Source organism: Aequorivita sublithincola DSM 14238 (genome assembly GCF_000265385.1).
Taxonomy (GTDB): domain Bacteria; phylum Bacteroidota; class Bacteroidia; order Flavobacteriales; family Flavobacteriaceae; genus Aequorivita; species Aequorivita sublithincola.
This window is the reverse complement of sequence record NC_018013.1, coordinates 2,503,057-2,517,949: the sequence shown is the minus strand read 5'-3', so window position 1 is coordinate 2,517,949 and position 14,893 is coordinate 2,503,057. Positions and strand designations below refer to the sequence as shown.

The following is a 14,893-nucleotide window of genomic DNA, read 5'->3' as shown; positions in this document are numbered from 1 at the left end:
TCAACCAGATGTTTATGTTAACTGCATAAAATGTTCGAACATCGATTGATGCTTTAGCATAAGTTCTATACAACTCTTTAAACGATTTCCTAATTACTTATAAAAATACCAACTCCCACAATTGATTGTAAAAAAAGAATATTAACCTCTTTAAATATACCACTATGGGACATTTAAACTTTATCCACTCCGAAACAGGAAGAACAGAGAATTACCTTGGCATTCCTGCCGAACCACTCCAATTAAGAGACCACAATAGATCTAGTACTCGCAAAAATGGGTGTCGGCGCAGTAGAATGAATTATTTTCTAACATTAATTGTAGCTCTTTTCACTTTAGTGGGCTTTGCTCAAAACACTGCCCCACAAATTCAGATTACCGATGTAACAGCAGATGAAACTGCAAAAACCCTTACCGTTAATTACTCTTTAAACGATGCTGAAAGTAATATATGTGAAGTATGGCTTAAAATGTCATTAGACGATGGAATTTATTTTGAAACGATTCCACAAGCTAACATTACCGGAGATATCGGTACAGGTATAAATCCTAACCCAACACTTTCTTTAACTTGGGATTACTCAGACTTGACCGTAGGAATTAGAAGTGTGGACATTAAACTATTTGCCTCAGATAACCAAGCGGTTGATATAGCCGAAATGGTCAGTCAGGTAGATGAAACGAAATTACTGAGCAACTTACAATTTATTGAAGGTGAGCGACATTATTTAACGACCCCTGTTCATCTGGAAGAAGTACGTACATTTATTGAAGATGCTTTTTGGGATGCAAATCTTCAGACCGAACGCCATTCTTTCCTTCATTACCATACTATGATGCAGAATATTATAGGTCGTCAACCCGGTGTAAAAGATGAAGCCACCACCTATATTATAGATGGTCATTTTGATGGGGTTGCTGGCAGTCCAGCGGCAGACGACAACGGCTCGGCGGTTGCAGGAACGTTGGAAGCACTTCGTATCTTATCACAATATTCTTTTGAGCATTCCATTCGCTTTATTGGCTTTGATGCTGAGGAAAGTATATGGCCTAACGGAAGCAACAGGTACATTTATAACGGCATTAAACCATTTGAGGATTTACAAGGAACTTTAAATATGGAGATGATCGGTTTTTATTCTTATGAAATAAATTCGCAAACGGTGCCTGCGGGTTTCGGGACACTCTTTCCAGAAGCTGTACAAGAGATGGCAGATGACGATTTCCGCGGAAATTTTCTATTTGGCGTTGGCAACACTAATTCAAATCCGCTATTAACAGCTTTTATCGATGCTTCTGAAAACTATGTTCCCGAATTAAGATTAATTACGGTCTCTGTTTCCGGTACGGGCCAAATTGCACCGGATCTTCGCAGAAGTGATCACGCAATGTTTTGGGATGCAGGTTTACAAGCGCTAATGCTTACTGATACTGCTAATTTTAGAAACCCCAATTATCACACTCCAGGTGATAACATTGGCACCCTCGATTTCGAATTTATGAAGAATGTAGTAAAAGCAGTTTTAGCCACCGCCGCCGAACTGGCCGTACCCATTAGCGCAGGTTTTGACGAAGCCGATTTATCTACCTGGCTGAGCATTGGCGAACACGATCAACCGTTTGTAGCAGACATATTTATATTTCCAAATCCTTCAAATGGCCTCTTGTCATTACGGGTTGAGAATGCTAAAACTGGATTTACATCGCGTGTTGAAATTTACGACTTAGTTGGAAAACGTGTTTATCAGGACGTTCTAGAATTTTCAGCAGGCACCAGCAATTCCGAAATTGATTTACAAAATTTAGCTAACGGCTCTTACATCCTTAGGTTTAAATCTGGGAATGTCACAAAATCCCTGAGTTTTATTATTGCGGATTAAATTACAATTCGAATTTAAAAGCTAAAATGGCTTAATATTTTATTTTAATTCTCCCCAATTATAACCTTAGTCTATTACCACCTTGTTATCCCTATACAGGAATCCTGCGTTAATGTAACCGGAAAGCAATGATTTATATATTCTATTACTAATCTTAAATTTTTCAAATTATGAAAACATATACTTTTCCATTCGTATTTTGCGCACTCTTGACCCTCTCGATGTCAGGACAACAAGCCGCCAAAAAAAGCACTCCAGTAATTTCTTCTGGCATGCTTTCACCCAATCCTACTATTACACCTTCCAGTTTAGTTACTTGTGACGGAGTTCTTTCAAATTATACCAACGCTATACCTAATAATTTACGAGGGGTAACATCCCAAGATTTTGAAGAAACCTATGATGCCTATGACAATATGGCGGCAGATGATTTTGAGGCTCGCGGTACTGGCGAATCCACAATTTGTGAAGTTTCAATAATGGGATTTTTCGACAAGATTGGTTTTAGTGGAGATCCCGACAGTGAGATAGTACTTAGGTTGTTTGAAAATGATGGCGGATTGCCGGGAACTCTGATATACACTGAAAATTTTTCTGGAACTGTTGATGATAACTATGATGGGGATTTCATTTTAGAACTAACTGGAGGGCCGGCATTAACGGGTGGCACAAAATATTGGTTGAGTGTTCAGGCAGTATTAAATGTTATTAAAGCAGGACAATGGTATTGGGATACTGCAACAGACGGAAACGGAGAGATTTATGCTTGGCAGAACCCCCTAGATGGATTTGGTGGTGGCTGTATTGTTTGGTCTCCATATACAAATTGCGGATTAACCTCCGAAGGACTAGATTTGATAATGGATATATCCTTTAACGAGGCTCTTAGCATAAACTCCAATTCTCTGGAAACAGCTGTTACCTTGTATCCAAACCCAGCAAAAAATCAATTCATTTTACAATCTAATGTGTCATTAAAAAAATTGACAATATATGATATTCGTGGAAGAATGATGAGCAATATAGATCTGTCGGAAATGCCGCAGGAAAAAACAATTGATATTTCATCCTTAACCTCGGGAGTATATTTCGTTCGGATTACCGATGATAAAAATTCAGTTGTAAAAAAATTACTGAAACAATAAACTAATCAATAAAATCAAAAGTCATGAAAAAAATTATTTCAATCGTCATATGTTTACTACTAGTTAGTACATTGACATTCGCGCAAAATGTTCAAACATCAATTGATGCTTTAACAAAACAGACAAATGCGGTAATCACCGTAAACAAAAACTGTGGAATTGTACAATTTGTTCGATTTCCATATTCGAAACCTTTAAAGCTAAAAGGCAACACAGTTTATAAGAAAACAATGTCTTTTCTAGAAAAAAACAAAGGCATTTACAATGTAGAAGACGTAAACGAATCTTTTATTCATAAAGCAACCGAAACAGACCAATATGGGTTAAAACGGGTTGTATTAACGCAAGTTTATAATGGGGTTCCCATTTTTGACGGCAAATTATATTTTCATTTTAATACTGAAAAAAAGCTGACTGCCATTAATGGAAACTATATTTCCAACATTTATATAAATCCTATTCCCAGTATCTCCCAGTCGCAAGCTTCATCCATTGCGCTGGAGACAATACACAACCAAAACATCAATTTTTCAGGAGTCCCTTTACAAGTAAAGGAAAGCACCTTGTACATATTTCAAAAAGGTATGACACAGGGCTATCGCGGTGCACAACATCTTGTTTATAAAGTTGAAGTGGGCAACCAAGTGGATGTAAGGGAATTTCTATTTATAGACGCTCACACAGGCAAACTAGTAGAACAATATACCGGAATAGCCCATGCCATAGACCGCACTATTTATGAAGTAGATACTTCAAACATTGTTTGGAAAGAAGGCGATCCATTTCCCGGGACGCTTAACCAATGGCAACAGAATGAAGTAGTGGTGTCTGAACATACCTATAATTTTTTTAAAAATGCTTTTGGATATGTATCGTATAATGGAGCAGATATACCAATGAAAGTAATTAATAACGACCCAAGAATCGTTTGCCCAAATGCCAACTGGAACGGCACCACTGCAAATTTTTGTGATGGAACAGCTACAGATGATATTATTGCTCACGAATGGGGACACGCCTATACTGAATATAACAGTGGATTAATCTATAGTTGGCAATCTGGTGCTCTTAGTGAATCCTATTCGGATATTTGGGGAGAAACTGTCGATTTATTGAATGGGTATGAAGATGATGGGGAAGATCTTTCACTTAGAACTGGATGTAATAGCTCTGATCGCTGGATGGAGGGTGAAGACGCAAGTGGTTATGGAGGAGCAATAAGAGATATGTGGGATCCTACTTGCAAAGGAGACCCAGGAAAAGTAAGTGATCCCCAATTTTGGTGTTTGGGAACCGATCAAGCTGGAGTACATAGAAATTCTGGGGTTCCCAACCATCTTTATGCACTATTGGTAGATGGCGGTAGTTATAATGGACAGACCATCTCTGGTATTGGTTTTACAAAAGCTGCCCATATTTTTTGGAGGGCACAGAGCCAATATCTAACCGAGACTAGTGGGTTCATTACCTTCGCAGATGCTTTGGAGGCTGCCACTACAGATTTAATGGGCATCAATCTGGAAGGATTGTCAACCACAACACCAGCAGGACCTTCCGGCGAAATAATTACGGCAAATGACCTTACGCAAGTTAGCAATACCATACTTGCCGTAGAATTAAGAAACGATCCACGCCCCGAATGTTTTACAACCATTTTGCAACCTTTAACAATTGATTTATGTGAAGCCGCAACTGCTAATCCAATATTTTTTGAAGATTGGGAAAATGGATTTGGCGATTGGACCCATGAGGAACTACCTGTGCATCCAGCTTTATGGGTACCTAGAGATTGGATGATTTATACTGGCCCGTTATCTAATAGAGCAGGAAATATTGCTTATGGACCCGCAGATAATTATGCCACTTGCTCAACAAATGGTCAAGAAGGTATTGTTCGGCTAACGAGTCCAATTATTACCATGCCAAATGATCCTAACCCTATATTTGAAATGGCTTTTAATCACACAATCTCTTTACAAAAAGGATATGACGGAGCAAACATTAAGTATAGTGTAGATGGAGGGAATTGGAACTTAGTTGAATCATCTTCATTCACTGAGAACCCCTATAATTATAATGCATTATATACCACTGAAAATCCGTTATCTGGCGAGCCAGGCTTTACTTCTTCAGATGGTGCAGCTGCTTATCTAACATGGGGAACTAGTGTTATAGATCTATCTACCCTTGGAGTAACGGCAAACTCAACCATTCAATTCAGGTTTGAAGTAGGAACAGATAAATGTGCTGGTGTATTGGGTTGGGCCTTGGATGAAATTATGGTCTATAATTGTGAATCGCTTTCTATTGCAGATAATAGTTTTGAAAACACCATTAAGGCATACCCTAATCCAACTGGCGGAGTTGTAAATATAAAGACCACAACCCCAATAAAAACCTTGGAAGTCTATAATATATATGGCCAATTGGCAGCATCAAACACAAGTCAGGATTATATTGATTTAACTGGGTTTAGTTCCGGAATATATATTTTAAAAGTTACGGCTATTGATGGCAGATCAAATATTATTAAAGTACTTAAGGAATAGTTAAGCTTATCATTTGTCTGAAATGTCAAACGAAAAAACAATTGATATTTCATCCTTAGTATTGGGAGTGTATATAGTCCGAATTGCTGGTGATAAAGGTTACATTGCAAAAAATTTAGTGAAACAGTAAACGTATCTTTAAAAAACTTAAAAGTCTTCTTCTACATAACTGTAGTCAAAGACTTTTTTAGTTATTGCTATAGGTAATTAGAAGATCGAAAGACTGGAACTCTTTTTTAGCAATCATAGCTACTTTTACCATATCCTTTATAATCTTAGAATTACTGATAGATTAAGGATTCTGAATTTTTAAAGATTGCCTGAATCTGTGCTACGCAGTTATTAAAAGCGAATTCTAACCATTCTTCTCAAGAAGATAAAAGTATGCACAGCTTGCGAAATACCGGAATATTTGGAATAATTTTTCTTAGTTATTGAACGAGTCCCAAATAATTCACATATATTTAATTTCTAAACAAACTTAAACATCATGAAAAAAACACTACTCTATTTTCTATTACTTATTGGTTCTTATGGAACTGCAAACTCCCAAACCGTCGTTACCTTTTACACTACATTGGGCGATTTTGAAGTGGAGCTTTACGATGCGCAAATGCCTATCACTGTTGGCAATTTTTTAAGCTTAGTAGATCAAGAATTTTACGATGGTATTATTTTTCATCGCGTAATTAAAAACTTTGTCATTCAAGGTGGAGATCCCACGGGAACTGGAAGTGGTGGCCCTGGATATACCATTCCTGACGAATTTGTTCCTGGTCTTTCCAACGTAAAGAAAACACTTTCTATGGCAAACACAGGGCAACCTAATTCAGGAGGAAGTCAGTTTTTTATCAACCTTAAAGACAATATCTTTTTAGATTATGATAAACCACCCCTTTCATCTGCACACCCCGTTTTTGGAATTGTAATTTCTGGGTGGGACATTGTTGAATTGATTGAAAATGTTCCTGTTAACGGAAACGACAGACCTTTAACTCCCGTAGTTATGAATAGGGTAAGAGTTACGCAACCGCTATCCATCAACGATTTGGATGCAAACGAATCTTCATACACGATTTATCCAAACCCTGCAAAAAACCAATTCACTTTATATTCTGATGCGTCATTGGAAAAATTGACCATATATGATATGCGTGGAAGAATGCTAAGCAATGTAGATTTGTCAGAAATGTCACGTGAAAAAACAGTTGATATTTCATCCTTAGCTTCAGGAGTTTATATAGTTCGGATTACTGGTAATGAAGGTTCTGTTGTAAAAAATTTAGTGAAACAATAAACGTATCATTAACAACTTAAAAGTCTTCTTCTGCATAACTGCGGTCGAAGGCTTTTTTATACTTATAGCTATAGGTAAGTAGAAGAAAGAAAAACTGAAATTTTTTTTAGCAAACTTAAATACTGCAACCTGGACATTCAGCTTCCGAAACCTATAAATTTTCCAATAAACTTTTAACAAAAAACACTACTTTAGTTAACGAACAACCGAGTTAAAAAAAATTATGCATTAACTTTCAGCCTATTATTTGACTATAATCGCAAATAAAATACCAACCAAACAAACCGAAATTTAAAAAATATAGCTAACCTTTACAACAATATGGAACAAACTGAATTTTTAGAAAAAAATATATTTACTGATTTAAAAAACTTGAATGATGGACCTGACAAAGAGACTGTTCACGTCTTTTCAGAGTCGGATTTTGAAACCCTTCTTCAACGCGTTGAACATTTTGGAATTGGAGTATATCAAATTGAGACTTCGCTAAATGGTGAAGTCTCCGCCGTTGCCACGCATGAAGATTTAAAAAAGAAAGCCACGGACCCAAAATGGTATAACAAAGCATTTTTAACTTTCAAAACTCGTAACCCTGGACTTTCTTATGCTGCGACCTATAAAGTCTCCAATAAACTTTTAGCTAAATCTGATACTTTGGATAGCGAAGAAGTGGAAGATGTGAAGGAATAATCAATTCTAAAGTATAACTAATGCCCTTCAATATTGTACTCTTTCAACCAGAAATACACACCAATACCGGGAATATAGGTCGGCTAAGTTTAGCGTCTGGAGCCCATTTACACCTCGTAAAACCCTTTGGTTTCGAAATAACCGATACCCGTTTAAAACGAGCAGGCTTAGATTACTGGCAGCATATTTCTCTCTTTATTTATGAAAGTATTGAAGATTTTTACGCAAAAAACAAGGGTGGAAATTTTGTGTATTTTTCAAGTCACGGAACCCAAGATTACTGCGCTATTGATTACAAAGACAATATGTTTTTTATTTTTGGGAAAGAATCTGTTGGTTTGCCCAAAAACATAATAGCAGAAAATCCAGATACGGTTTACAACATCCCTATTTTCAGCCCTCATATTCGAAGTTTGAATCTTGCCAATGCCGTTAGTATTGTGGTTTATGAAGGGATTCGGAGTTTGAAAAACGCGTAGCAAGCCAAACCAAAAAGCAGTACCAATTCATAACAAAATGCTAGTCTTTCTGTCCAAAGCTATTACCCTCTAATTTCTTCACCTAAAAAATGGGGGAAATCCCCCATTAAATACAGGGGTTTCCCTCTTGACTGGTATTACTAAATTTTAAATATTAGCGCCATTATTAATTTTTAAATTTTTTAATTATGAGCAATTTAACAGACAACAATTTGAATGAGGTGCTAGACGGTGCCACCATTGCAAACATCACAGAATCCATCAACACTTTGGAAGCAGCGTTGCCCACAGGCAGCCTAGACGATAACCAACGAGGTGTTTACAGCGCCATAAACGTAAACAACAAAGTGTTTGCAGAAGACGTACTAGCAGAAATGAACGGAAGCGGTCTTTCCATCTTGCCACCCTACCTGAACGCCACGTTCTTGCAAAATGACATTCAGCTTTTTGAACAGTTGGATAACATTGAAAGTCGCTTACAGAACGCAGCCCAAAAGGTAGCAGATTTAAAACGTATAGCGGGCCACGAGGCCTACACCATGGCGTTGAGCGTTTTCAAAAACTATGACGCTGCCAACCAAGCTGGCATTTCTGGAGCCAAGCAGAGCTTTGAAAAGCTGAAAGTACGCTTTGAAGGGCAGGGCAACGGCAGACCAGTTGATGAAACTACACCCTAAAAGGCGCGAACCTAAAAAATACGGGCATTGTCCGTATTTTTTTTGCACTTGGCGCTAGTATAAATATGATGGTTTTTGATAGATTAACTACCATATTCCATACATTATTTGTCACAATCCATACTTTATCTATCAAAAATCATAGCTTATCTAATAGACTTCATACTTTATATAACTAATACCATATTTTATTTATCAAAACTCATACTTTATCTAACTAACATCACACTTTATCTATCATATTCCATACTTTATCTAATAAATACCATACTTTATCTAACTAAATTCCAAGTATTTATGACTTATAAAAAAAATACCATCCAAGAAGTGCCTATGCCCCCTCTTGGGGCCATGCTAAAAGCATACTTTAAACAAAACCGAACACGGAAAGGCTCTTTGGCAAAAGTAATGGGCAAGAGCAGCAATAGCGTGATGCGCTACCAAAGGCAGAACAATTTTTCATGCAGTATCCTTTGGGAGCTTTCCCTTGGGCTAAACCACAACTTTTTTGCAGATCTCGCCGCCCAGCTGCCACAAGACTTTACCACCAAAGCCCCAGACCCTACCTTGCCCCTCCAAGAACGCCTTGCCGAGCTGGAGGAGCAGAACAAACTGCTGAATGCTAAGTTGGAAACCTTGATGGCGGTACTGCGGAAAGGCTGAAGGTTATAGTAATTCCAGCGGACTTTTCACCTTTAATAGATGTGCATAGGTCACGTGCGTATAGAGCATCGTGGTCTTTATAGTATTGTGCCCCAATAGTTCCTGAATCACTCTAAGATCTGTCCCGGATTCCAACAGATGTGTGGCAAAAGCATGCCGAAGACTGTGCAAAGTAACGTTCTTTTTAATAGAAGCACGTTTTGTAGCTTGCTTAAAAACAGCTCTTAAGCTGCCCGCAGTATAAGGCCCGCCATCTTGCCCCTCAAAAAGAAACCGTTTGGGTTTGTGGGTTTTATAATATGCTCTAAGCAGCTCCTTTAGTTTTTCAGGAAAAGGAAGCATACGGTCCTTTTTGCCCTTTGCTTGTTTAATAAACACCGTATTGCGACTACCATCCAGATGCACAATTTCCAGATCTATGAGCTCGCCACTGCGCAAGCCTAAGGCATAAATAGTAGTGAGCATGGCTTTGTGTTTTATATTTTCGGTTCTGTCCAAAATCAATTTTACTTCCGTTAAAGCTAAAATATCGGGAAGTACTTTTTGGGGACTTCTGGGACGCAAAGTGCTAAAATCTGTTTCGCGACCGTGCATTTCTTTTAAATACAATTGCAAGGCACTCAACAATTGCTTTTGGGTTGTATATGCGTAACTCTTATCTATAATAATCTCCCTTATTTTTTGAAGCAGGTGTTTAGCATCCAATCGATAAATTTCCTGAAATTCGCCTATATAGTCACTAAAAGACTGGAGAAGCCCCACATATGTACTGATAGTGTTGGGGCTATATCTTTTAATTTTGAGTAATATTTCAAACTCGGTAAACATGCGTATATACAACTAAAGGGTTGTGTATGTGAAAATACAACAAAAGTTACTTATAACCGTACTAATTAGGTTGTATATAAGCACTTTTTTGTTAAATTGCGTATATCTAATAGTTGGCAACAATGCAAAAAAAATAATTAAATTTAGCTAATATGATTTGGAAGCCATTTAGCGAAAAACAGCGAATTTTTTTAGATTATTTATTTGAAAAAATTGGCTTTTCAAATCAAGATTTTATAAACGGCTATAAAAATAAACTTGAGGATATTTATGGAAGATATTATCAAGAATTAAGAGTCGACACTTATCCAAACGGTTTTACAGTAGATAAATGGATTTGGAAATATAGCAATTCTGGAGTTATAGAAGAATTATTGAAAGAAGTTGAAATAAAAAAGGATTTATCACAGATAAAATTAAAATCATTTAATGAAAAGGATTTTATAACAGCAACTGATTTAGCTAATTATGATTATTGCCCAGCAAGTTTTTCGATATCCAAATCATTTGAAATAGAATTTCCAACAGGTAAACAGAAAAGAAATGTCGGGAAATATTTCCACGAAAAATTAAGATTAATTAATAAGTTAAATTTAGAAAAAGAATCATTTTCAGACTATTTTGAAGATAGTGTTTTAAATAATAATACTATAAGAAAAATTAAGAGTTGTAAATTAATCTTTTCTGGTCACGATAAAGAAAACAAATACTTTATTAATACTCAAGAAAATTACATTGGTCAACCTGATTATATTTTTAAAGACCCAAATGATAAATATTTTGTTGTCGAAGAAAAATTTAAATTTTTAAAAAAAGATTTAGATAAAGAATCACCATATTATGAACGAAAACTTAATGAACAAAATTTTTCTCTAAATTCATTCTATTCTAATCATTTAATACAACTTTCATCGTACATAAAATACATATTAGATTATAAAATTGATTATGGGATTTTAATATATTGGTTTTATGATTATGAATTTGAGAAACCATATATTCATAATGTATCAGTAAAAGTAATTAAATCGGACGAAAATTTAGTGGCTTTAAAAAACATACATACAAATGTTAGAGATTTGGTTATTAATAAAATACAAAATTTTCAATTCATTGCTAATAGCGAAAAGTGTGGAGCTTGCATTGTAAACAAATATTGCGCTCATAAAACTGGTACTTCTGAAACACTTCAAATGCCATATAATAAAATGGATTTAAATTTAAAATATGTAATTTTTCCAAGTCATCTGAAAAGAAAGAATAAGGATAGTGAATAAAAGAAGCACTGTTGCCAACAATGTATAAAAAAAATAGGGCAAGTAAGTGCTAAACCCAATGGTTAAGGCATATTTATGAGGTCGCCAAATCTTTTGATTTGGCTTTTAGAACAATAATATAAAACAAAATGCAAAAGATTTGGCTTGTGGTTAATCCGAAAATTTATTGCTTATTTACAGCCCTACTTCTTTTATACTAACCGTTACCTGCAAGCTGGAAAAAAATCGTGCTGACCAATAAACATTGATGATAAGAAATTCTCAATTATCAATTTTAGCGCTTGCAATCGGAATTTTCTCGATTTATACAATGATTTCGGATTTGAAGTCCGCGGAAAATATTTTCGTATTGGCAAAAGTTATAAAAGCGAATTGCATTCAGTATTGGGAATAAAATAAATTTAACATATTTTTTTTCAATTCTTGAGGGAAAAAATTTAAATTTATGTTATTTGAAAAATAAAACTTATTACTATGAAAAAAACTACGTTATTAATCGCTGCGGTTATTTTCTCTTTTGCGGCTAACTCACAGTCGTTTCCTGTTAACTCAATAGGATCATTTCCAAATTACACACACAGTTCACAATCTCTGTTATGGGATCAAACATCTTTTGCTCCTTGGGGAAGTTATTCTTCAATAACTAATCAATCAGGGAATATGATTGTTAGTGCTGATGATTTCGAACTTACGCAATCATCCCGAATTGATAAAATTACTGTTTTTGGATATGAGAATGGTGACAACTTTCTTGATATTTTAGAGGGTCTTGATTTATATATTTATGGCAATTCGGTTGATAATAGCCCTAACGGAAATCCAGTAATTCCAGGTTCTGGTCTTTTGGAAATAGTAAATTATGATCCTTTAGGTGATGCACTTAACATTATAAATACTGACGGAAATTTTTATGCATTCGAGTTAGATATTACACTTGCCAATGGAGGTGAAGAGCTTATTTTGCCTGCTGGCAACTATTGGGTCGTTGCGGCTCCTAGACTTGATATTTTTGACGTAGGGGATTTTGCGTCTTGGAAGGTGTTTACTACTTACGGAAGTGCTGGTATAAACCAAGCACATTTTATTGATCCAGCGAATCTCTTAAATATAGGTGCAACAAATTGGACTCCATTTTCAGTCTATTCTTTACCAGTGATCAGTATGGGTTTCACTGTTGAAGGTGAACCGTTATTAGGTGTTGGTGAGAACATTGAAAACTTAGTTGTAGTATTCCCAAATCCAACAACAGACATCTTAAACGTAAAAGTGCCTGCTAGCGTAAATGTAAACAATGCAAATTTAATAAATATTTTAGGCGCAAATACGGGTCTTAGATTGGTTAATGGTTCGATAGATACATCATCTCTATCTAGCGGTTTTTATATTTTAACTTTAAATACTTCTGCAGGTACACTCACTCAAAAAATTTTAAAGCAATAATCTTTATTTCAGTAATCAAATTTTAAAGCCTTGAATTTATTTAGGGCTTTTTCGTTGCTATATACAACACATAAATAATAGAAAAATTCATTTATTTATGTAATTTATTGGAATCGTAATTTATTTATATGGAGAAAAAATTAAAAACACTCAAAATAAAAGCAATCTTTGACAAATAGTACATTTCAATTAATTAGAAATGGAAAACGAAATCCATTTAAAATATTTCTAATTTTGACTGGAATAAAACTATTGAAATCCATAGAAGTGAAATTTTCTTATAGTTCTAATAAACCTATATGAAATTCACAGATTTGACGGAATCGGAAATTGAAGTAAATGGTAAGATTTATAATATCGTTCTTGGAAAATTGTGAAAGGGTATTGTTTTATGGTTGCGACTGACGACTAAAATAAAGTCGAATTTGAATTGAAATCTGAAATAAACAATACGCAAAAAGCCAGCAGGTAACAATGTATATAAAAAATAGGCGAAATAATGCTAAATTCAAAGCTTGTGGCTCGTATCAAAGTTTGTCCTTAACCGAAAGATTCGTGCTTCGAAATCGCCTACTTTTCATATACTAACCGTTGCATTTAATTTTACCGACCTATTGTTCTGGCCGAATTTTAAATTGGTTTTTTAGCGGGGAAAATCTGGACAGAAAACGCACTTGTGCGTCCAAGTCTTGTCGATTGCATCGTGGAAATTGGCATTTCCAAACGTTGTCAACGTAAGAAGACTTGGTCAAGGTAGCGAAAAAAAATCACAATGTCAAGGGTTCGCTGCCTTTTGTGCCCTGATTTTTAGCGCATTGCGGGCTTAAAATTACTTTTTGAGACGGCTGTTTATCCAAAGAATAAACCGCATATCAAAAAATCGCCCAGGCACTCTTGCGCAGCAGCTGTATGCCGGGTCGCCAAAACTCCGGTTTTGTTGTTGCCAAAAGATCCATGGGTGGGCCCAAAAAACCTAAACACAACAGGCGGATATAACCCATACCTTTTTTCGGCATATCATTTAAAGCTATTCCAATTTTCCGAATTATAGTATCTTTATAAAAGGTCTTGAGACGGTACGGATCATATCCGCTTAACGTTGTAAAACATTTAGAAAAAAATTTAGCACCACAACAAAATTTTTTTCGTCTTTAAAATATTAACAAAATAACAATAAAATGAAAAGACTGATTTTAGTATTGACCTTGATTTTCGGCTCATTAATATCACAAGCTCAAGAAAAATTTGAACTGAAAGCCGATTATGATTTTCCAAAAGAAAATAATGACCTACAAATGAATTATTTTCAAGGGATTGAAAAATTAAAATTCTCACTAAACGAGAATGACAAAAAATCCCTGAACGGAAAAAACTATAAATTAATCATTAAAGAATACCAAAACGGAAAATTATTTAATGAGTTGGTAGTTTTAAACACAGAAAAAGAAAGATTACCTAAAATAGACACAACCTTTCAATTTAGTTTAATCACGCAAAATATTCTGAATTATGAAAAAATAGGTTTCTTTTTCCCAAGATTTCTGAACAAAAAAATCTTCGACACAAAAAGCGAGTTTAAAGATGGCGACTTTAGTTTAAGAAAAATTAATATTACAACAGACGGTCTTGAATTTGAACTGCATAAACCTTTTCAAATCGCATTGATAACGCCACCAAATAGAGACCCAAGTAAAGGAAATTTAGGTTATTGTGAAGTTTCGCAAGGTGGAATAGACATTGAAAATTGGTATGAGAAATATAAAATACCACAATTCTTTTTAATCTATATGGAAATTGAGTGAGGAAAAAACGTTTTACAACACCGTATATAAGCTATGGCTTGGTCTGTCCTCACTTGGAAAATCCTGCGGATTTCCCAAAGTTAGTTTATATTTGGAGAGGTTCGTGCCAAAACACGCCACAGCTCATATACAAAACCGTTGGCAGTAATGCAAAAAAACACTCGTA

General features: G+C 35.4%; 13 protein-coding genes. 12 read left to right on the top strand and 1 reads right to left on the bottom strand.

The annotated features are described in order from the left end of the window. The first annotated feature begins 296 nt into the window (after positions 1-296). From AEQSU_RS11535 to AEQSU_RS11495, 9 genes are all read left to right on the top strand, one after another. Entirely contained in the window at positions 297-1,880 is a 1,584-nt protein-coding gene (locus tag AEQSU_RS11535; protein ID WP_169313461.1) for a M28 family peptidase, read from the top strand. 170 nt (positions 1,881-2,050) lie between these two features. Further along, positions 2,051-3,025 carry a T9SS type A sorting domain-containing protein gene (locus AEQSU_RS11530; protein WP_014783034.1) on the top strand — a complete coding sequence of 325 codons (975 nt, stop codon included), beginning with the start codon at positions 2,051-2,053 and terminating at the stop codon, positions 3,023-3,025. Between the two features lie 23 nt (positions 3,026-3,048). Then, positions 3,049-5,574, top strand: a complete 2,526-nt coding sequence (locus AEQSU_RS11525; RefSeq protein WP_014783033.1) for a M4 family metallopeptidase — start codon at positions 3,049-3,051, stop codon at positions 5,572-5,574. A 22-nt stretch (positions 5,575-5,596) separates the two neighbouring features. Then, a complete protein-coding gene (locus AEQSU_RS17085) occupies positions 5,597-5,704 on the top strand; it encodes a T9SS type A sorting domain-containing protein (protein ID WP_157429277.1) in 108 nt (35 codons plus the stop codon). A 360-nt stretch (positions 5,705-6,064) separates the two neighbouring features. Further along, positions 6,065-6,871: a peptidylprolyl isomerase gene (locus AEQSU_RS16490; protein WP_014783032.1), complete on the top strand. Its 807-nt coding sequence runs from the start codon at positions 6,065-6,067 to the stop codon at positions 6,869-6,871. Positions 6,872-7,192: 321 nt separating this feature from the next. Then, positions 7,193-7,561: a hypothetical protein gene (locus AEQSU_RS11510; protein WP_014783031.1), complete on the top strand. Its 369-nt coding sequence runs from the start codon at positions 7,193-7,195 to the stop codon at positions 7,559-7,561. A gap of 20 nt (positions 7,562-7,581) precedes the next feature. Further along, positions 7,582-8,040, top strand: coding sequence for a tRNA (cytidine(34)-2'-O)-methyltransferase (locus AEQSU_RS11505; protein WP_014783030.1), 459 nt, complete (start codon positions 7,582-7,584; stop codon positions 8,038-8,040). Between the two features lie 188 nt (positions 8,041-8,228). Next, positions 8,229-8,717 carry a hypothetical protein gene (locus AEQSU_RS11500; RefSeq protein ID WP_014783029.1) on the top strand — a complete coding sequence of 163 codons (489 nt, stop codon included), beginning with the start codon at positions 8,229-8,231 and terminating at the stop codon, positions 8,715-8,717. 297 nt (positions 8,718-9,014) lie between these two features. Beyond that, positions 9,015-9,380 (top strand): hypothetical protein, encoded by a 366-nt coding sequence (locus AEQSU_RS11495; protein WP_014783028.1) that lies wholly within the window; start codon positions 9,015-9,017, stop codon positions 9,378-9,380. 3 nt (positions 9,381-9,383) lie between these two features. On the opposite strand, the gene AEQSU_RS11490 is transcribed toward AEQSU_RS11495, so the two are convergent. Beyond that, positions 9,384-10,142, bottom strand: a complete 759-nt coding sequence (locus tag AEQSU_RS11490; RefSeq protein WP_425358410.1) for a tyrosine-type recombinase/integrase — start codon at positions 10,140-10,142, stop codon at positions 9,384-9,386. Between the two features lie 218 nt (positions 10,143-10,360). Between AEQSU_RS11490 and AEQSU_RS11485 the strand changes: the two genes are divergently transcribed. The 3 genes from AEQSU_RS11485 (at position 10,361) to AEQSU_RS11475 (ending at position 14,727) form a co-directional block, all read left to right on the top strand. Then, complete coding sequence (locus tag AEQSU_RS11485; RefSeq protein WP_014783017.1) at positions 10,361-11,485, top strand: hypothetical protein; 1,125 nt, start codon at positions 10,361-10,363, stop codon at positions 11,483-11,485. Between the two features lie 474 nt (positions 11,486-11,959). Further along, entirely contained in the window at positions 11,960-12,925 is a 966-nt protein-coding gene (locus AEQSU_RS11480) for a T9SS type A sorting domain-containing protein (RefSeq protein WP_014783026.1), read from the top strand. 1,178 nt (positions 12,926-14,103) lie between these two features. Then, positions 14,104-14,727: a hypothetical protein gene (locus AEQSU_RS11475; protein WP_014783014.1), complete on the top strand. Its 624-nt coding sequence runs from the start codon at positions 14,104-14,106 to the stop codon at positions 14,725-14,727. Positions 14,728-14,893 lie beyond the last annotated feature (166 nt).